Annotated in this window: 16 protein-coding genes and 1 pseudogene; 8 read left to right on the top strand and 9 right to left on the bottom strand. The window is 60.7% G+C overall.

Features of this window, described 5'->3' with window-relative positions; all coding sequences use genetic code 11:
* Positions 1 to 48 precede the first annotated feature (48 nt).
* The 7 genes and pseudogenes from cheB to AB4O11_RS13895 form a co-directional block, all read right to left on the bottom strand.
* Positions 49 to 1,060: pseudogene (gene cheB / locus AB4O11_RS13925) on the bottom strand (chemotaxis-specific protein-glutamate methyltransferase CheB).
* Positions 1,057 to 3,345, bottom strand: coding sequence for a response regulator (locus AB4O11_RS13920; protein ID WP_460130951.1), 2,289 nt, complete (start codon positions 3,343 to 3,345; stop codon positions 1,057 to 1,059). The pseudogene cheB and the gene AB4O11_RS13920 overlap by 4 nt, the downstream one beginning before the upstream one ends.
* Complete coding sequence (locus AB4O11_RS13915) at positions 3,342 to 4,025, bottom strand: chemotaxis protein CheW (RefSeq protein WP_093436721.1); 684 nt, start codon at positions 4,023 to 4,025, stop codon at positions 3,342 to 3,344. The genes AB4O11_RS13920 and AB4O11_RS13915 overlap by 4 nt, the downstream gene beginning before the upstream one ends.
* On the bottom strand, positions 4,022 to 5,293 hold the full coding sequence (locus AB4O11_RS13910) for a CheR family methyltransferase (RefSeq protein WP_460130949.1): 1,272 nt from the start codon (positions 5,291 to 5,293) through the stop codon (positions 4,022 to 4,024). Before AB4O11_RS13910 ends, AB4O11_RS13915 begins: the two co-directional genes overlap by 4 nt.
* Entirely contained in the window at positions 5,290 to 5,826 is a 537-nt protein-coding gene (locus tag AB4O11_RS13905; RefSeq protein WP_460130946.1) for a chemotaxis protein CheW, read from the bottom strand. The genes AB4O11_RS13910 and AB4O11_RS13905 overlap by 4 nt, the downstream gene beginning before the upstream one ends.
* Positions 5,826 to 7,448, bottom strand: coding sequence for a methyl-accepting chemotaxis protein (locus AB4O11_RS13900; RefSeq protein WP_460130944.1), 1,623 nt, complete (start codon positions 7,446 to 7,448; stop codon positions 5,826 to 5,828). The genes AB4O11_RS13905 and AB4O11_RS13900 overlap by 1 nt, the downstream gene beginning before the upstream one ends.
* Before the next feature lie 292 nt (positions 7,449 to 7,740).
* Positions 7,741 to 8,463, bottom strand: a complete 723-nt coding sequence (locus tag AB4O11_RS13895; RefSeq protein WP_093436735.1) for a tellurite resistance TerB family protein — start codon at positions 8,461 to 8,463, stop codon at positions 7,741 to 7,743.
* Between the two features lie 177 nt (positions 8,464 to 8,640).
* On the opposite strand from AB4O11_RS13895, the gene AB4O11_RS13890 reads away from it, so the two are divergent.
* From AB4O11_RS13890 to AB4O11_RS13855, 8 genes are all read left to right on the top strand, one after another.
* Entirely contained in the window at positions 8,641 to 9,555 is a 915-nt protein-coding gene (locus AB4O11_RS13890; RefSeq protein WP_093436738.1) for a LysR family transcriptional regulator, read from the top strand.
* 132 nt (positions 9,556 to 9,687) lie between these two features.
* Entirely contained in the window at positions 9,688 to 11,145 is a 1,458-nt protein-coding gene (locus AB4O11_RS13885; RefSeq protein WP_095050362.1) for a gamma-aminobutyraldehyde dehydrogenase, read from the top strand.
* Between the two features lie 83 nt (positions 11,146 to 11,228).
* Positions 11,229 to 12,380 carry a putative ABC transporter substrate-binding protein YdcS gene (gene ydcS, locus AB4O11_RS13880; protein WP_257357081.1) on the top strand — a complete coding sequence of 384 codons (1,152 nt, stop codon included), beginning with the start codon at positions 11,229 to 11,231 and terminating at the stop codon, positions 12,378 to 12,380.
* Positions 12,381 to 12,753: 373 nt separating this feature from the next.
* A complete protein-coding gene (locus AB4O11_RS13875; protein ID WP_460130942.1) occupies positions 12,754 to 13,791 on the top strand; it encodes an ABC transporter ATP-binding protein in 1,038 nt (345 codons plus the stop codon).
* Between the two features lie 16 nt (positions 13,792 to 13,807).
* Positions 13,808 to 14,728 (top strand): ABC transporter permease, encoded by a 921-nt coding sequence (locus AB4O11_RS13870; protein ID WP_007908947.1) that lies wholly within the window; start codon positions 13,808 to 13,810, stop codon positions 14,726 to 14,728.
* Positions 14,718 to 15,542, top strand: coding sequence for an ABC transporter permease (locus AB4O11_RS13865; RefSeq protein ID WP_093436751.1), 825 nt, complete (start codon positions 14,718 to 14,720; stop codon positions 15,540 to 15,542). The genes AB4O11_RS13870 and AB4O11_RS13865 overlap by 11 nt, the downstream gene beginning before the upstream one ends.
* Before the next feature lie 165 nt (positions 15,543 to 15,707).
* Complete coding sequence (locus AB4O11_RS13860; RefSeq protein ID WP_093436754.1) at positions 15,708 to 17,132, top strand: gamma-aminobutyraldehyde dehydrogenase; 1,425 nt, start codon at positions 15,708 to 15,710, stop codon at positions 17,130 to 17,132.
* 226 nt (positions 17,133 to 17,358) lie between these two features.
* Entirely contained in the window at positions 17,359 to 18,843 is a 1,485-nt protein-coding gene (locus AB4O11_RS13855; RefSeq protein WP_460130940.1) for an APC family permease, read from the top strand.
* Between the two features lie 58 nt (positions 18,844 to 18,901).
* On the opposite strand, the gene AB4O11_RS13850 is transcribed toward AB4O11_RS13855, so the two are convergent.
* On the bottom strand, positions 18,902 to 19,459 hold the full coding sequence (locus AB4O11_RS13850) for a hypothetical protein (protein WP_186621977.1): 558 nt from the start codon (positions 19,457 to 19,459) through the stop codon (positions 18,902 to 18,904).
* A gap of 5 nt (positions 19,460 to 19,464) precedes the next feature.
* Positions 19,465 to 19,659, bottom strand: a complete 195-nt coding sequence (locus AB4O11_RS13845) for a phosphoribosyltransferase (protein WP_225919965.1) — start codon at positions 19,657 to 19,659, stop codon at positions 19,465 to 19,467.
* Positions 19,660 to 19,669 lie beyond the last annotated feature (10 nt).

The following is a 19,669-nucleotide window of genomic DNA, read 5'->3' as shown; positions in this document are numbered from 1 at the left end:
GGGCGGTCACCTGAGTACTGCGGGGGCCAGGATTGCGGATAAACCTGTTCATTTGGGAAAAACCTCCAGCAATCGTGGCGCTATCTTTTCCAGCGCACGGATTTCAACCGCGGCATCAATCGCCGCGGCGGCTTTGGGCATGCCGTACACCGCACTGCTTTGCTGATCCTGCGCGATGGTCAAGTAACCCTGCTGGCGCATGAGCTTAAGCCCTTGCGCGCCGTCGCGTCCCATCCCGGTCAATAAAACCCCGATCGCGTCGCCATTCCAATAACTGGCGACACTTTCGAAAAACACATCGATAGAGGGGCGGTAGATCTCGTTGACCGGCTCGGCGGTGTAGGCCAGCGTGCCGTTTTTCAACAAGCGAATATGGTGGTTGGTGCCGGCCAGCAACACGGCGCTGGCCTGCGGCGGTTCGCCTTCACGGGCCAGACGCACATCGAGGCCACTGGCGCTGGCCAGCCATTCGGCCATGCCGGCAGCAAAGACCTGATCGACATGCTGCACTAGCACAATCGCCGCCGAGAAATCCTTGGGCAAGCCTTTGAGCAGCACCTCCAGCGCCGCCGGCCCGCCTGCAGATGAGCCGATCGCCACCAGTCGCTGACACGACGCAGAACTGCGCTGGGCCGTCGGCGTCGGACGCGAGCGCGTGGGTTTCTCGCCGATCAGCCAGCCGATATTGAGGATCTTGCGCAGCAACGGCGCCGCCGCTTCCTCGGGCATTGCCGGCGCCGAGCGCCGGGGTATCGACCACGTCCAGCGCGCCGTGGCCCATGGCTTCGAAGACCCGGTGCACGTTCTGCTGGCGATCGACCGTCACAATGACGATCGCGCACGGGGTTTCGGCCATGATCCGGCGCGTGGCTTCGACGCCGTCCATCACCGGCATGATCAGATCCATCAGGATCAGATCCGGGGTGTTTTCGGCGCACAGTTGCACTGCCTCGGCACCATTGCGGGCGACCCAGACCACCTGATGCGCCGGCTCGAAGGCCAGCGCCCGGCGCAGGGCCTCCACCGCCATGGGCATGTCGTTGACGATGGCGATCTTCATGCCCGCGCTCCTCCAATAAGCTCGACCACTGCGTCGAGCAGGGCGTCGTCATGAAAACTGGCTTTGGCTAAATAATAGTCGGCGCCGGCATCGAGGCCACGGCGGCGGTCCTCTTCCCGATCCTTGTATGACACAACCATCACCGGCAGCGATTGCAGACGGTTGTCGCGGCGCAGCAGCGTGACCAGCTCGATGCCGTCCATGCGCGGCATGTCGATGTCGGTGATCAGCAAATCGAAGTCTTCCGAACGCAGCGCGTTCCAACCGTCCATGCCGTCCACCGCCACGGCGACATCGTAGCCGCGATTGAGCAGCAGTTTGCGTTGCAGCTCGCGCACGGTCAGCGAGTCGTCGACCACCAGCACCCGCTTGCGCGCCGCCTCGGCAGCTTGATTGCCGTGACGCGCGATGCGCTCAAGGCGCCCGGTATTGAGCAGTTTGTCCACCGAGCGCAGCATGTCTTCGACGTCGACGATCAGCACCACCGAGCCGTCATCAAGCAAGGCGCCGGCGGAGATGTCCTGCACTTTGCCCAGACGCTCATCGAGCGGCAAGACCACCAGCGTGCGTTCGCCAATAAAGCGCTCCACGGCAACCCCGTAAACCGCATCGCGCTCACGGATCACCACAACTTTAAGGGTTTCGCCACTGTTTTGGCTGGCCGGGCGGTTGAGCAACTGGCTGGCCGCAACCAGCCCGACGTGCTGGCCTTCGTGCCAGAAATGCTGACGGCCTTCGACCTGCACGATGTCCTCCGGCGCCAGATCACACATGCGTTCGATGTGCGCCAGCGGGAAGGCGTAGGCCTCTTCGCCAACTTCCACCACCAGACTGCGCACCACCGACAAGGTCAGCGGTACTTCCAGATGAAAGCGACTGCCCTCTCCCGCCGTTTGCTCCAGCACCACGGCCCCGCGCAACTGGCGAACCATGTGCTGAACGGCATCGAGGCCAACGCCCCGTCCAGAAACTTCGGTGACCGTGTCGCGCAAGCTGAAACCGGGCAGGAACAGGAACGTCAGCAGTTCTTCTTCGCTCAGTTGCGCAGCGGTTTCGGCTGGAGATAACTGCCGCTCGACAATACTGCGGCGGACCTTCTCCAGGTCGACGCCATTGCCGTCATCGCTCAACTCCAGCACTAGCAGACCGGCCTGATGCGAGGCGCGCAGGCGGATCAAGCCTTCTTCCGGTTTGCCCTTGAGCAGCCGTTGTTCCGGGGTTTCGATGCCGTGATCGACCGCATTGCGCAGCAAATGCGTCAGCGGTGCTTCGAGTTTTTCCAGCACATCGCGATCAACCTGGGTTTTCTCGCCTTCGATCTCCAGCCGCACCTGCTTGCCGAGGCTGCGGCCCAGATCGCGGACCATGCGCACCTGACCGGTCAGCACGTCCGCAAAGGGTCGCATGCGGCAGGCCAACGCCGTGTCGTAGAGCACTTGTGCGCGCTGGCTGGCCTGCCAGGCGAACTCGTCGAGTTCGGCGTTTTTCTCGCTCAGCAATTGCTGGGATTCGGCGAGCAAACGGCGCGCGTCTTCCAAGGCTTCGAGCGCTTCAAGGCTCAGCGCGTGTTCCTTGAGGTGCACGTTGAGATTTTCCAGCGCACGCAAGCCGTTGTTCTGCATGCGTTTGAGGCGCTGCATGGTCGCCAGATGCGGTTTGAGGCGCTGGGTTTCCACCAGCGACTTGCTCGATAGATCGAGCAAACTGTTCAGCCGTTCAGCGGTGACCCGCAGCACCCGCTCGCCACCTTCGGTGGTGCGTTTGCTTTTGCGTGGCGCCGGTTCAGAGGTTTCGACCGGGGCTTCGATGATCGGCGCTGGCGTCAGTTCAAATACGGGCGGCGCTTCAAGTTGCAACTCGGCCATCGGCTGCGCAACGAACGCTGCCAGCGGCGTCGACGGATCGAGCAAACCCGCCATCAACGCCACGTAAGTTTCAATATCGCTCGGCTGCGGCGCATTGGCCGGTGTAGCGATGCGCATCAGCAAATCGGTGCCCTGTAACAGCGCATCGATATGTTCGGGCCGCAGCAACAAGCGCCCTTCCTGCGCGCTGACCAGGCAATCTTCCATGACATGGGCGACGCTGACGCCGCTGTCGATGCCAACAATTCGCGCCGCGCCTTTGAGCGAATGCGCCGCGCGCATGCACGATTCCAGTTGATCGGCCTGGGTCGGGTTGCGCTCCAGGGCCAGCAATCCGGCGCTGAGCACTTGGGTCTGGGCTTCGGCTTCGAGGCTGAACAGCTCAAGCAGCGAGGCGTCGCGCATTTGCTCGGGGGTCATGTGAGGCTCCGGGTCACGGCGGACAGCAGCTGTTCTTCATCCAGCCAACGCAGGCTGCGACCGCGATACTGCAGAACACCACGGGTGTATTTGGCACTGGCTTGCGCGCCGGATTGCGAGGCGGCATCAAGAATGCGCTCGTCGATGGCATGAATACCGTCGACCTCATCCACCGGCACCACCACCGGCCCGCCACGGGCGGCGATGATCAGCATCCGCGGCATGATGCGCGCGCCGGTGGCTGGCGCGGCGTTGCCATCCAGATCGAGCAATTCAACCAGCGACAGGCAGGCCACCAACGCGCCGCGCACATTGGCCACACCGAGCAATGCGCGTGAGCGCTGGTGCGGCAATGAATGAATCGCCTGCAGTGGCGCGACTTCGACGAGGCTGCGCGTCGCCAGCCCCAGCCATTCTTCACCGAGCCGGAACATCAGTAGCGAGCGGGTTTTCACATCGCTTTCGACAGCGATCGCCACCGGGTCGCGTTCGTCCTGTTGCAACGCATAACGGTCGAGCAGGCGCGTGGCGGCGGCGGAATACACCGAACAATTGCGGCAATGAATGTGGTCTTCGAGCAGCGGACAGGACTTGTCGCCGTGAATGCCGATGCGGTTCCAGCAATCGTCGATGGCCCGGGCGTCTTCGTGGGTGACGTTCAAGGTGTCGGACGGGATCATCGTTTACGCTCACTGTCGGCGGTGCGGCCGCTGCGGGCGGCACGCTCCTGCAATCGTCTGGCACCCGCTGTATCGCCCTGAGCCTGCAACAACGCGGCCGGGTGCATCAACGCTTCAGGGTGTTGCGGTTCGAGGTACAACGCCTTGCGGTAGAAGCCCTGAGCTTCGAGGGTCAGGCCGGCGACGTCGCTGAGCAGACCGAGCCAGTAAAACACCTGAGCCACCGGTTCATGGCTACGCAAATACTGTTCGCAGGCCGCCCGGGCTTCAGCGCTTTTGCCTTCGTTGGCCAGCGCGGCGATATTGGCCAGCAGGGTCGCCGCATCCGGGTTGGCACTTTTGCTGGCGGTCGGCAGTGGCGTTACGGCGGCAAACGGTCGAGTGCGAACTGGTGCTGGCTGCGTGCTGCGAGGCGGTTGGCTGACCGGCACCACGATGGGCTTGGGCGTTGGCAACGGCTCGGGGTGCGGATCGCTGTGGCGACTGAACGCGAAGGATTGCGGGATACCGATCGAACGCATGCCCAGACGCCCGAGCAAACTGCCCTCGGCCGGGCCGATAAACAGCACGCCATCGAAATGGGTCAGGCGCTTGAGCACCTCGAACACCTGCTTCTGCGTCGGCTGGTCGAAATAGATCAGCAGGTTGCGGCAGAACACGAAATCGAACGCTGGCTCGCTGGTCAGCAGCGTCGGATCGAGCACATTGCCGACCTGCAAACGCACTTGCTCACGCACATAGTCATTGACCCGATGGCCGTCCTGCTCAGGCGTGAAGTGCCGTTCGCGAAAGTCCAGATCCTGGCCGCGAAACGAATTCTTGCCGTACAGCGCACGCCGCGCCTTCTCCACCGACAGCGGGCTGACGTCCATGCCATCGACCTTGAACTGATGCGGTTTGAGCCCGGCATCGAGCAAGGCCATGGCAATCGAATAGGGTTCTTCGCCGGTGGAACATGGCAGGCTGAGAATGCGCAAAGCACGCATATTGTTCAGTTCAGCGAGGCGATTGCGCGCCAGTTTGCCCAGCGTGGCAAAAGACTCTGGATAACGGAAAAACCACGTCTCGGGGACGATCACCGCTTCGATCAGCGCCTGTTGTTCGTCTCGCGAGCCTTGCAGCAATTGCCAATACTCATCGGCATGCGCGGCTTGCGAGAGTGTCGTGCGCTGGCGCACAGCGCGCTCGATGATCGCCGGGCCAACCGAGGTCACATCGAGGCCGATGCGCTCCTTGAGAAAGTCGAAAAAGCGCTGATCACTGCTCATGACTGCGCCTCAAGCTGCGCCGGACTCAGCGGCGGATCGGGGAACAGCAAAGTACGCACGGCGTCATCGAGCAAGTCATTGACCCGTACCCATTGCACCAATCCCTGGGCATCTTCACGCACCGGGCCGAGGTACGGCGCCGCGCGGTTGTCGAGGCCGTAAGGCTGAAACTCTTGCGGATGGCAACGCAGGGTGTCGGTGGCCTGTTCGAGAATCAGCCCGAGCCATTGCGCGGGTTGCGCTTCATCCGGCCGATAATTGACCAATACCAGACGGGTGCTGGTGCGCGCCTCGGCGGGATGACCGAAGGTCAATGCGCTGAGGTCGATCACCGGCACCACCGCACCGCGATAGGCGAACACCCCGGCGACCCACTGCGGCGCCCAGGCGATTGGCTTGAGCGGCAGGCGCGGCAGCACTTCCGCCACTTCGGTGGCGCGCAAGGCGTAGCGCTCGCTGCCGATGCGAAACAGCAGGAATAACGCCGGCTTCGCCACCTGCGCGGCGCTGCGTTTGGCGAGGATTTCGCTCATCAGACTTTGAATCGCGAAACGCCGCTGCGCAGCCCGACGGCCACCTGGCTCAGTTCGTCGATGGCGAAACTGGCCTGACGCAGCGACTCGACGGTCTGGCTGCTGGCGTCGCCCAACTGCACCAGCGCATGGTTGATCTGCTCGGCGCCGGTGGCCTGGGCCTGCATGCCTTCGTTGACCATCAACACCCGCGGCGCCAGCGCCTGCACTTGATGGATGATCTGCGACAACTGCTCGCCGACCTGCTGCACTTCGGACATGCCACGGCGCACTTCTTCGGAGAACTTGTCCATGCCCATGACACCCGCCGACACCGCCGACTGGATCTCACGGACCATTTGCTCGATGTCGTAAGTGGCGACAGCGGTCTGATCCGCCAGACGCCGCACTTCGGTGGCAACCACGGCAAAACCGCGACCGTATTCACCGGCCTTTTCGGCTTCAATCGCTGCGTTGAGCGACAACAGGTTGGTCTGGTCGGCAACCTTGACGATAGTCACCACCACCTGATTGATGTTGCCGGCCTTCTCATTGAGGATCGCCAGTTTGGCGTTGACCAGATCGGCCGCGCCCATCACCGAGTGCATGGTGTCTTCCATGCGCGCCAGGCCTTGCTGGCCGGAGCCGGCCAGCACCGAGGCCTGATCGGCGGCGGTGGACACTTCGGTCATGGTGCGTACCAGATCGCGCGAGGTAGCGGCGATCTCGCGCGAAGTCGCGCCGATCTCGGTGGTGGTCGCGGCGGTTTCGGTAGCGGTGGCTTGTTGTTGCTTGGAGGTGGCAGCGATTTCGGTCACCGAGGTGGTGACCTGCACCGACGAACGTTGCGCACGGGATACCAGCGCAGTCAGCTCGGTCATCATGTCGTTGAAGCCGGTTTCGACGGCGCCGAACTCGTCCTTGCGGTCGAGGTTGAGACGCGAACTGAGGTCGCCGGTACGCATGGTTTCGAGAATCTGCACAATGCGGTTCATCGGCGCCATGATCGCGCGCATCAACAGCAAGCCGCAGGCACCGGCCGCCAGCACAGCCACCAGCAGCGAGACGAACATGCTGACCTTGGCCGCCGCCACCGCCTCGTCGATGTTGTTCATGGCCTGATCGGCGACTCTCTTGTTCTCGCCGATGATGTCGTTGAGCTTCATACGCCCGGAATACCAGGCTGGCGTCAGCTTTTCGTGGAACATCCTGACCGCGTCCGCTTCCAGGTTGCGCTTGTGCAGGTCCAGCACGGCATCCTGAATCTGGAGGTAGGCGTCGTGGTACTTCTCGAACGCGGCAAACTCGAGACGATCCTCGTCGGTCGCCATCGTCTTGCGATAGTTCTCCATCTGCTCCTGCAAACGCGCCTCGAAAGCCTTGTAGTCGGCCGCGTCCTCGCTGGAAATCCCCTGACCTTCCTTGAGTCCGAGCAGTTCTTGCGTCTGCATGTAACTGTCGACCCACGCGCCACGGATCATCGAGCTGTAATAGACGCCGGGAATCGCGTCATCACGCACGCTGTTTTCACTGGCCTCGATCTTCAGCAACCGCGAATAAGAGACGACAACCATCAGCAACATGATGGCGATAATCACCGCAAAGCTCGCCAAAATGCGTTGGCGCAACGTCCAGTTCTTCACAGTGATTCCTCGTGCCTAGTCGAAATGCGGGGAGTATAGCCGAGGGCGGTGTTTCATTTATAAGACGCTTTGTAACCCTCGGGCCTGTCCGCCTTGGTCGCGGGAGGGCTCTGGGCTAGGACTGTCCGACAATTGCGGGTGGGCGTGCCAGTGGGGTAATGGCAAAAAGAGGCGATAGATCTGTCATTGCCGCCGGGGTGCGGCGGAAAATGCCTTGGCGAGCAAGCTCGCTCCCACATTGGAACGCAATCCCCTGTGGGAGCGAGCTTGCTCGCGAAAGGGCCAGCCGGGTTTACACCGATGCGATGCGCACCTGCTTCTCCAACTCCACCTTCAACCCCGGCTCCAGCTTCAGTTGCCGCGCCAGTTCATCCAGATAGCTCTTCTCCATAAAGCTTTCCTCATCCACCAGCATCACACTGGCGATGTACATTTCTGCCGCCATCTCCGGCGTGCTCGCGGCCCGGGCGACGTCGGTCGGGTCCAAGGGTTTGTTGAGCTCGGCGTGCAGCCAGTGTTGCAATTCCTGATCGTTGTCGAGTTTGGTGAATTCGCCTTCGATCAGTTGGCGTTCACGGTCATCGATATGGCCGTCAGCCTTGGCGGCCGCCACCAGTGCTTTGAGAATGGCCTGACTGTGCTGTTCGGCTTGTGCCGGTGGCAAGCGGTCGAGGGTTTGCGGCTCGCTTTGTGGCGCTGTGCCTTTTTGCGCGTTGTAGTTGCCGTAAGCCTTGTAGGCCAACACACCCAGCGCCGCGAGGCCGCCGTAGATCGCAACTTTGCCGCCGACCTTGCGCACTTTCTTGTTACCGAGCAGCAGGCCCATCGCACCTGCGGCCAATGCACCACCACCTGCACCTGACAGCAGACTGCCGAGGCCACCAGAGCCTGATGCGCCGCCGAGCAAACCGCCCAAGCCTCCGGCAGCCGGTTTGTTCTGCGTTCCGCCAGCCTTGTTCTGCAATAGATCCTGGCCGGACTTGAGCAGTTGATCGAGCAATCCACGGGTGTTCATGTTCCGCCTCCAAACAGGGGTTATCCGGATCTATAAGGCCCTCAGCCTAGTTCGAAAGTGCCCCTGTCCGACCTGCGAGTGTGCTTCCAGATGTTGCTCGCCCTGCAGCAGCCCTTCGTGAAAATAGATATACACTCAGGCCAATCTATAAAAACCGCCCACTGGGTAGCCCTTCTCATGATGACCCTGCGTCAGATTCGTCACTTCATCGCCGTGGCCGAGACCGGCTCGATCTCCGCCGCCGCGCAAACCGCGTTCATATCCCAATCGACCCTGACCCTGGCGATCCAGCAACTGGAAGAGGAAATCGGCGTCAGCCTGTTCAGCCGCCACGCCAAGGGCATGACGCTGACACACCAAGGTCATCAATTCCTACGCCAGGCGCACCTGATTCTGGCGACCGTGGACAACGCCAAACGCAGCCTGCAACAGAGTACCGATCAGGTCGCCGGGCAGTTGATCGTCGGCGTAACCAGTCTGGTCGCCGGTTATTACCTGGCGGATCTGCTCACCCGGTTTCAGCGCGCGTATCCCAATGTCGAAATCAGAGTGATGGAAGACGAACGGCCCTACATCGAGCATTTGCTGGTCAGTGGCGAGATCGATGTCGGCGTATTGATCCTCTCCAACCTCGAAGATCGCCACGCTTTGCAGACTGAAGTACTGACTCACTCACCGCACCGTTTGTGGCTTCCGGCCCAGCATCCACTGCTGGAGCACGACAGCATCAATCTCGCCGACGTCGCCCGCGAACCGTTGATTCAACTTAACGTCGATGAAATGGATCGCAATGCCCAGCGTTTCTGGCGCGGTTCCGGGCTGCAACCGAAAATCACTCTGAGAACCGCGTCCACCGAGGCCGTGCGAAGTCTGGTCGCCGCCGGATTGGGCGTGTCGATCCAGCCGGACATGACTTATCGCCCATGGTCGCTGGAGGGCGACATCATCGAAGCGCGTCCGATCGCCGACCTCAATCAGACCTTGGACGTCGGCCTGGCCTGGCGCCGTGGCACCGCGCGTCCCACATTGGTCGACCCATTCCTGACTGTCGCACGCGAGCAACCCCACGGCGGGCGCAAGCCATCTATTTAATCGAATGCTGCCTTCAGTATTTAGTATTTGTCGACCTCGGAGCCGCGCACTAGTCTTGCTGCATCTATAAGACGGCCGGCTCCCGGGTTTCAGGGAGCAACAATGGCCACACAAGAAAAGAGATCGCGGAAAATGGCTGGCGCGCAGACCCCGATGTGTACCGCGTTGTTGATTGACGGCGAACTGGTCGCCGGGGAAGGTTTTGTCGAGCCGATTCTCAATCCGGCCACCGGCGAAATCCTCACGCACATCGCCGAGGCCAGCACCGAGCAAGTCGAAGCCGCCATCCTCGCCGCCCACCGCGCCTTTGCCGAGTGGTCACGCACCACGCCGCAGCAACGTTCGAACCTGTTGCTCGAGATCGCCAACGCCGTGGAAAAACACGCCGACCACCTCGCCCGCCTCGAATCGCTGAACTGCGGCAAGCCGTTGCACCTGGCGCGTCAGGACGATTTGACCGCGACGGTCGATGTGTTCCGTTTCTTCGCTGGCGCCGTGCGCTGCCAGACCGGGCAGCTCAGTGGCGAATACCTGCCGGGCTACACCAGCATGGTCCGTCGCGATCCGATTGGCGTGGTCGCCTCGATTGCGCCTTGGAATTACCCGATCATGATGGCCGCGTGGAAAATCGCCCCGGCCCTCGCCGCCGGCAACACGCTGGTGTTCAAACCATCCGAACACACGCCGCTGTCGATCCTCGCTCTGGCGCCAGCGCTGGCCGAAATCCTCCCGCGCGGGGTCATCAACATCATCTGCGGTGGCGGTGAAGGCGTCGGCAGCCATTTGGTCGGCCACGCCAAGGTGCGCATGGTCTCGCTGACCGGCGATATCGTTACCGGGCAGAAAATCCTCCAGGCCGCCGCGAAAACCCTGAAACGCACGCACCTCGAACTCGGCGGCAAAGCCCCGGTGATCGTCTGCAACGACGCCGACATCCAGGCCGTGGTCGATGGCGTGCGCACTTACGGTTACTACAACGCCGGGCAGGACTGCACCGCTGCCTGCCGGATCTACGCGCAGGCCGGGATTCACGACAAATTGGTCGCCGAACTCGGCGCCGCCGTCAGCAGCCTGCGCTTCGCCGGCAAACGTGATGCCGATAATGAGATCGGCCCGCTGATCAGCACCCGTCAGCGCGACCGCGTCGCCAGTTTCGTCGAGCGCGCCCTCGGCCAGCCGCACATCGAACGCGTGACCGGTGCGGCGGTGCACTCCGGTGCCGGTTTCTACTATCAGCCGACGCTGCTCGCCGGTTGCAAACAGAGCGACGAAATCGTCCAGCGCGAAGTGTTCGGCCCGGTGGTCACCGTGACCCGTTTCGACGAACTCGCGCAAGCCGTCGACTGGGCCAACGACTCCGAATACGGCCTCGCCTCGTCGGTCTGGACACAGAATCTCGACAAGGCCATGCAGGTTGCCGCGCGCTTGCAGTACGGCTGCACGTGGATCAACAGCCATTTCATGCTGGTCAGCGAAATGCCCCACGGTGGGCTGAAACGCTCCGGTTACGGCAAAGACTTATCCAGTGATTCGCTGCAGGACTACAGCGTGGTGCGGCACATCATGGCCCGCCACGGCCAGCATCTCTGACTACGCTAATAACAAGCCGCCAACGGCATGCTTCACCGCGTTCACAACTGCCCCGACCATAATTTAAAGAAGAGGGTTCAACCATGTTCGTGCACAAGACCGCACTGCTCAGTGCAATCACCACGGCCCTGCTGGCCAGCGCCAGCCTGCAAGCGGCCGAGCCGTTAAAGGCTGTCGGTGCTGGCGAAGGTCAGCTGGATATCGTTGCGTGGCCGGGTTACATCGAACGTGGTGAGAGCGACAAGGCCTATGACTGGGTGACCGGTTTCGAGAAAGAGACCGGCTGCAAGGTCAATGTGAAAACCGCCGCTACCTCGGACGAAATGGTCAGCCTGATGGCCAAGGGCGGTTACGACCTGGTCACCGCATCAGGCGATGCCTCACTGCGGTTGATCGTCGGCAAGCGTGTGCAACCGATCAACACCGCGTTGATCCCGAACTGGAACACCCTCGACCCGCGCCTGAAAGATGCGCCGTGGTACGTGGTCAACCAGCAGACTTACGGCACCCCGTACCAGTGGGGACCGAACGTGCTGATGTACAACACCAACGTGTTCAAGACTGCGCCGACCAGTTGGAACGTGGTGTTCACCGCTCAGGATCTGCCCGACGGCAAGCCGAACAAGGGCCGCGTGCAGGCGTATGACGGCCCGATCTACATCGCAGATGCGGCGCTGTATCTGAAGTCGACCAAGCCTGAACTGGGAATCAAGGATCCGTATCAACTGACCGAAGATCAGTACAAAGCCGTGCTTGATCTGTTGCGCGCACAGCAGCCGCTGATCCACCGCTACTGGCACGACACCACGGTGCAGATGAGCGACTTCAAAAACGAAGGCGTGGTCGCCTCCAGCGCCTGGCCGTATCAGGTCAACGGCCTGATGAACGAGAAACAGCCGATTGCTTCGACCATTCCCAAAGAAGGCGCTACCGGCTGGGCCGACACCACCATGCTCCACGCCGAAGCCAAGCACCCGAACTGCGCGTACAAGTGGATGGACTGGTCACTGAAACCGAAAGTCCAGGGTGATGTGGCGGCGTGGTTTGGTTCGTTGCCGGCCGTTCCTGGGGCGTGCAAAGAGAGTGAGTTGCTTGGCGCTGAAGGTTGCAAGACCAACGGTTTCGACCAGTTCGACAAGATCGCCTTCTGGAAAACCCCGCAGGCCGAGGGTGGCAAATTTGTGCCGTATAGCCGCTGGACCCAGGACTACATCGCGATCATGGGCGGCCGCTAAGCCCGGGAGCGACTCGGTCGAACTCCCTTTCCCCCTCGCCCCCCTGGGGGAGAGGGTTGGGGTGAGGGGGTAGCTTTTGCCTTTGCTCTTGATCTCAGAGCAATGGCCGAAACCGCCACCCTCACCCCCCGCCCTCTCCCGGAGGGAGAGGGGAGCTAAAAGCGGATCGCATTCACCGTTAGATGCCGATCGTTCCCACGCTCTGCGTGGGAATGCATCACCGGACGCTCCGCGTCCATTTGCACGAGGTGACGCAGAGCCTCACAGGCAGCATTACCACGCAGAGCGTGGGAACGATCATTCGAAAGACTGTTTTTTCAAAAGGCTGGGCAGGGCCGCTGCGACGGCCCTCGCCTTTTTGGAGCACCGCACCATGACGCTTGCAGTCCAGTTCACCAACGTTTCCCGGCAGTTCGGCGAGGTCAAGGCCGTTGACCGGGTTTCCATCGATATCGAGGACGGCGAGTTCTTTTCCATGCTCGGCCCATCCGGCTCGGGCAAAACCACCTGCCTGCGGCTGATCGCCGGGTTCGAACAACCGAGCGCCGGTTCGATCCGCATTCACGGGGCCGAGGCGGCCGGTTTGCCGCCGTATCAACGTGACGTCAATACAGTGTTTCAGGATTACGCGCTGTTCCCGCACATGAACGTCCTCGACAACGTCGCCTACGGTTTGAAGGTCAAAGGCATCGGCAAAACCGAACGGCATAAACGCGCCGAAGAAGCTTTGGACATGGTCGCCCTCGGCGGTTACGGCGCACGCAAACCGGTGCAGTTGTCCGGCGGTCAGCGCCAACGTGTCGCCCTCGCCCGCGCCTTGGTCAATCGCCCGCGTGTGCTGTTGCTCGATGAGCCGCTTGGCGCCCTCGACCTGAAACTGCGCGAACAAATGCAGAGCGAACTGAAGAAGCTGCAACGCCAGCTCGGCATCACTTTCATCTTCGTCACTCACGATCAAACCGAAGCGCTGTCAATGTCCGATCGCGTCGCCGTGTTCAACAAGGGCCGCATCGAGCAGGTCGACACGCCGCGCAACCTGTACATGAAACCCACCACCACATTTGTCGCTGAATTCGTCGGTACCTCGAACGTGATTCGTGGCGATCTGGCGCGTGAAATCAGCGGTCATCCGCAGCCGTTTTCGATCCGCCCGGAACACGTGCGGTTTGCCGAAGGCCCATTGGCCAGCCACGAAATCGAAGTCAGCGGGTTACTCCACGACATCCAATATCAGGGCAGCGCCACGCGTTATGAACTGAAACTGGAAAACGGCCAGACCCTGAGCATCAGCCACGCCAACACTCAGTGGCTCGACAGCAGCGCGCAGCATCAGACCGGCCAGCGCCTGAGCGCACGTTGGGCGCGGGAAGCGATGATTCCGTTGCACGACACCGTGGCGAGCGGGGTGTGACATGAGCACGCTCGCGATGACTGCCTCGCCGCCGTTGCGCAGGTTTTCCAACCTGCTCTATCGCAAGCCGAACCTGTATCTGTCGATGCTGCTGGTGCCGCCGCTGCTGTGGTTTGGCGCGATTTATCTCGGCTCGTTGCTGGTGCTGCTGTGGCAAGGTTTCTACACCTTCGACGACTTCACCATGGCGGTCACTCCCGACCTGACCCTGGCAAATTTTGCCGCACTGTTTCAGCCGTCGAACTTCGACATCATCCTGCGCACGCTAAGCATGGCCATCGTTGTGTCGATCGCCAGCGCCATCGTCGCGTTCCCGATTGCCTACTACATGGCGCGCTACACCACCGGCAAGACCAAGGCGTTTTTCTACATCGCGGTGATGATGCCGATGTGGGCCAGTTATATCGTCAAGGCGTATGCGTGGACGTTGCTGTTGGCCAAGGGAGGCGTGGCGCAGTGGTTTGTGCAACACCTTGGATTGGAGCCGGTGTTGCAGTTCATTCTGGGGATTCCCGGCGTCGGTGGCAGCACCTTGTCGACCTCGCATCTGGGGCGGTTCATGGTGTTTGTGTACATCTGGCTGCCGTTCATGATTCTGCCGATTCAGGCGTCGCTGGAACGTCTGCCGCCGTCGCTGTTGCAGGCTTCTGCCGACCTCGGCGCCAAGCCGCGCCAGACCTTTATGCAGGTGATTCTGCCGCTGTCGATTCCGGGCATTGCGGCCGGTTCGATCTTTACGTTTTCGCTGACCTTGGGCGATTTCATCGTGCCGCAACTGGTCGGGCCACCGGGCTACTTTGTCGGCAGCATGGTCTACGCGCAGCAGGGGGCGATTGGCAATATGCCTATGGCGGCGGCGTTTACGTTGGTGCCGATTGTGTTGATCGCGGTTTACCTGTCCATTGTCAAACGACTGGGGGCTTTCGATGCGCTCTGACTCTTCATCACAAGGGCAGGCCTCACTGGGCTTAAAAATCGCAGCCTGGGGCGGGTTGGTATTTTTGCACTTCCCGATCCTGATCATCTTCCTTTACGCCTTCAACACTGAAGAAGCCGCGTTCAGCTTTCCGCCGAAGGGCTTCACGCTGCACTGGTTCAGCGTGGCGTTTTCGCGGCCGGATGTTCTGGAGGCGATCAAGCTTTCATTGCAGATCGCAGCCATCGCCACGTTGATTGCCATGGTGCTCGGTACGCTCGCGTCAGCCGCGCTTTATCGCCGGGATTTCTTCGGCAAGCAGGGCATCTCGCTGATGCTGATCCTGCCGATCGCATTGCCGGGGATCATCACCGGGATCGCGCTGCTGGCAACCTTCAAGACGCTGGGGATCGAACCGGGGATGTTCACCATCATCGTCGGCCACGCGACCTTCTGCGTGGTGATCGTCTACAACAACGTCATCGCCCGCCTGCGCCGCACTTCGCACAGTTTGATCGAGGCCTCGATGGACCTCGGCGCCGATGGCTGGCAGACGTTTCGCTACATCATCCTGCCGAACCTTGGCTCGGCGCTGCTGGCCGGCGGCATGTTGGCGTTTGCGCTGTCGTTCGACGAAATCATCGTCACCACGTTCACCGCCGGGCATGAACGCACGTTGCCGTTGTGGCTGCTCAACCAGCTCAGCCGCCCACGGGATGTGCCGGTGACCAATGTCGTCGCGATGCTGGTGATGATGGTGACGATGCTGCCGATTTTGGGCGCTTATTACCTGACCCGGGGTGGCGAAAGCGTTGCCGGTAGCGGCGGCAAATAAACATCTGAAAGACACCACTTTCCCCTGTGGGAGCGAGCTTGCTCGCGAAGAGGCCGTCACATCCGACATTGATGTCGACTGACACACCGCTTTCGCGAGCAAGCTCGCTCCCACAGGGTTATCGATTCGGCCAGAACAATAAAAGTATTAGTGAGGACAACAGACATGCAAACCAAACTCTTGATCAACGGCCAACTGGTCAACGGCGAAGGCCCGGCACAACCGGTGCTCAACCCCTCGCGCGGCGAAGTCCTGGTGGAGATCAACGAAGCCACTGAAGCTCAGGTCGACGCCGCCGTACGCGCTGCCGACAACGCGTTCGCCGACTGGTCGCAAACCGCGCCGAAAGACCGTTCGCTACTGCTGCTCAAACTCGCCGACGCCATCGAAGCCCACGGCGAAGAACTGGCCAAGCTCGAATCCGACAACTGCGGCAAACCCTACAGTGCCGCGCTCAACGACGAGATTCCGGCGATTGCCGACGTGTTCCGTTTCTTCGCCGGCGCCAGCCGTTGCATGAGCGGCTCGGCCGCTGGCGAATACCTGCCCGGCCACACCTCGATGATCCGCCGCGATCCGGTGGGCGTGATCGCCTCCATTGCGCCGTGGAACTACCCGCTGATGATGGTCGCCTGGAAAATCGCCCCGGCGCTGGCGGCAGGTAATACCGTGGTGCTCAAGCCGTCGGAACAAACCCCGCTGACCGCGTTGCGTCTGGCCGAACTGGCGTCGGAAATATTCCCGGCCGGTGTACTCAATCTGGTGTTTGGTCGCGGTCCTACCGTTGGCAGCCCATTGGTTACGCACCCGAAAGTGCGCATGGTTTCGCTGACCGGTTCGATCGCCACGGGCGCCAACATCATTTCCAGCACTGCCGACAGCGTTAAACGCATGCACATGGAACTGGGCGGCAAGGCGCCGGTGATCATCTTCGACGACGCCGATATTGATGCGGCGGTGGAAGGTATTCGTACCTTCGGTTTCTACAACGCCGGGCAGGATTGCACGGCGGCCTGTCGGATCTACGCGCAGCAAGGCATTTACGACAAATTCGTCGAGAAGCTCGGCGCGGCGGTCAGCAGCATCAAGTATGGCTTGCAGGATGATCCGTCGACTGAACTGGGGCCGTTGATCACCGCGCAACATCGCGACCGTGTGGCCGGGTTTGTCGAGCGTGCTGTGGCGCAGCCGCACATTCGTTTGATCACTGGCGGTAAGGCTGTTGACGGTAACGGCTTCTTCTTCGAGCCGACGGTGTTGGCCGATGCGCAGCAGGACGACGAAATCGTCCGCCGCGAAGTGTTTGGGCCGGTGGTTTCAGTGACCAAGTTCACTGATGAAGCGCAGGCGTTGGAATGGGCTAACGATTCCGACTACGGCCTCGCCTCCTCCGTGTGGACGGCAGATGTAGGACGCGCGCATCGCATGTCGGCGCGGTTGCAGTACGGCTGCACGTGGGTGAATACGCACTTCATGCTTGTCAGCGAAATGCCCCATGGCGGTCAGAAATTGTCTGGTTACGGGAAAGACATGTCGATGTATGGACTGGAGGACTACACCACGGTTCGGCATGTGATGTTCAAGCACTAAGCCTTTAAAAGCTTCGCGAGCAGGCTCGCGCCCACAGGAGTAAGTATTCCAAATGTGGGAGCGAGCCTGTTCGCGAAGGCGTCACCCCGGTATCAGGAAAGAAACCGGCACTACGCACCACCAGGATTCCACACCTAACAACAACTACCGAACCGGGCGGCGCCCAAAAAGCCCCGTCACGGCCTCGGCCATCCGAAATCTGCCGATTTCACGGAGCAAAACACACATGAGTTCCTCACCCGATCTCGCCGCAGCCGTCGCCGACAGCGATGCCGAACAACTGCGCAAACTGGGCTACACCTCGAACTTCAACCGCAGCATGAGCCTGTGGGAAAACTTCGCCTTGGGCTTCACTTATCTGTCACCGGTCGTAGGGGTTTATACCCTCTTCGGCCTGTGCCTTGCCGCTGGCGGCCCTCCGATGTTCTGGGCCTACTTGCTGGTCGGTTGCGGCCAGTTGCTGGTGTGCCTGATCTTCGGCGAAGTGGTTTCGCAGTTCCCGATTTCAGGCGGTGTTTACCCTTGGGCACGCCGATTGGTCGGCAAGAAATGGGCATGGATGGTCGGCTGGATCTACTCCATCGCCCTCTGCGTCACCATCGCAGCCGTTGCGGTCGGCGCTGGCCCGTATCTGGCCGCCATGCTCGGTTTTGAGCCAAGCAACAACACCAACATCGTCATCGCCCTGGTGCTGACCCTGTTCGCCACACTGGTCAACCTCAGCGGCACCAAAGTGCTGGCGCGTATCGCTATGTTCGGCTTCCTCTGCGAACTGGTTGGCGCAGTGATCGTCGGTGTTTACTTGCTGGTATTCGAACGCCATCAACCGCTGAGCGTGCTGTTCAACACCTTCGACATCCGCGTCGACGGCTCGTACCTGCCGGCGTTTCTCACTGCCTCGCTGGCGGGGATGTTCCTCTACTACGGCTTCGAGGCCTGCGGCGATGTCGCCGAAGAAACCCCGAACCCGAGCGCGAAAATCCCGGTGGCCATGCGCATGACCATCTACATCGGCGGCATCGCGGCAATGTTCGCCTGCCTGGCGCTGATTCTCGCCGTGCCGGACATGCAAGCGGTGATCAACGGCACCGACAAAGACCCGGTCACCACCATCCTCAACAACGCCTTCGGCCCGGTCGGTTCGAAAGTGGTGATGGGCGTGGTGATGATTTCCTTCATCTCCTGCGTCATCAGCCTGCAAGCAGCGGCGAGCCGTCTGCTGTACTCCTACGCTCGCGACGAAATGGTCATCGGCAGCCGACTGCTGAAAAAGATTTCTCCTACCACCCAAGTACCAGTTGCCGCGCTGTTCGTGTCCGGCGTCCTGCCGGCCCTGATCATCGCCCTCGGCTTCTTCCTGCAAGACGCCGTGGCCACCATCGTCAGCTTCGCCGCCATCGGCATCTACCTCGCGTTCCAGATGATCGTGCTGGCCGCGCTGTACGCCCGCAGCAAAGGCTGGAAACCCAGCGGCAAATTCACCCTCGGCGCGTGGGGCTGGCCGGTGAACATTGGCGCGCTGGTGTATGGCGTTGGCGCGATCATCAACATGGCCTGGCCACGTACGCCGGATGCAGCGTGGTATGTGAACTATGCGATGGTGTTGAGTACTGCGATCGTGATTGGCTTGGGGCTGGTTTATATGTGGATTGGCAAGCCGTATGACCATGGCAAGGCGCCGGCTGGGGATGCGTGGAAGGTCAGTCGCTAAGAGCCTGCGATCCCGGCACCGACAAGGTGCCGGGGTTCAGGTAAGCCGTGAAACATCATCAAAAAGAAAGCTCTGCCTGATCGTGCTTCAATAGGGAAATACGGTCGAACAGTTTGATTTTTTCATTGGCTTTTTGCTTGGCGTGATCGGACATGAATGCAACCAATTCTTCGAGCTGACTGACGTCTCCGACTACTTTGAATTCCTTTTCCTTGTTGACGAAAACAAGCGACTTCTTCTTTCTCGACAACAATTCAATGACGTTGCTGAGCGTGCCGGTGCTCTTTGCGTCCCAGATCATCAAGCCGTAGTCAGCAGTTTCGGCCATGACGACGTCTTTCTCGGTGAAGAAGGCTCTCGACCCCTTGGAATGCTTGGAGTCGACTGTTCTGGCGGGCCACTGTCCAAGGTTGTTCCTCGGAGCAGAACCGCTGCAGAACACTGTGGTTCTGGATCGTTCGAGACTCAGCAGGTACTCCTGAATGGAGGTATCGGCGCCACCTGCATCCCCAACCACCACCTCAAAATCTGACGCGACGATATTATTGATGCGCTCTTTAACCTTCGGATCAAGGTTCTTGATGTTGATAGAGCCAGCAATAAATACAGTGGTCATTGAATTCACTTCCAAGTTAGCGCTGCGACGTAAATTTTCCCTACTTTCGGATATTTACGCAGAACAGCGCATGCCGCGTCCATCGACGCCCCACTATCAAACAAATCGTCTACAACCAAAACATTCCAGCTTCCATCGGTGGTGATTTCATCATTGACGCTGAAACTGTCTCCAATCGCGGCAAACTTTGTGACCTTCAAGGAAAAATCT

This window comes from Pseudomonas sp. H1_D05 (assembly GCF_054682705.1).
The sequence above is the reverse complement of the archived record's forward strand: the minus strand, read 5'-3'. Positions and strand labels throughout refer to the sequence as shown.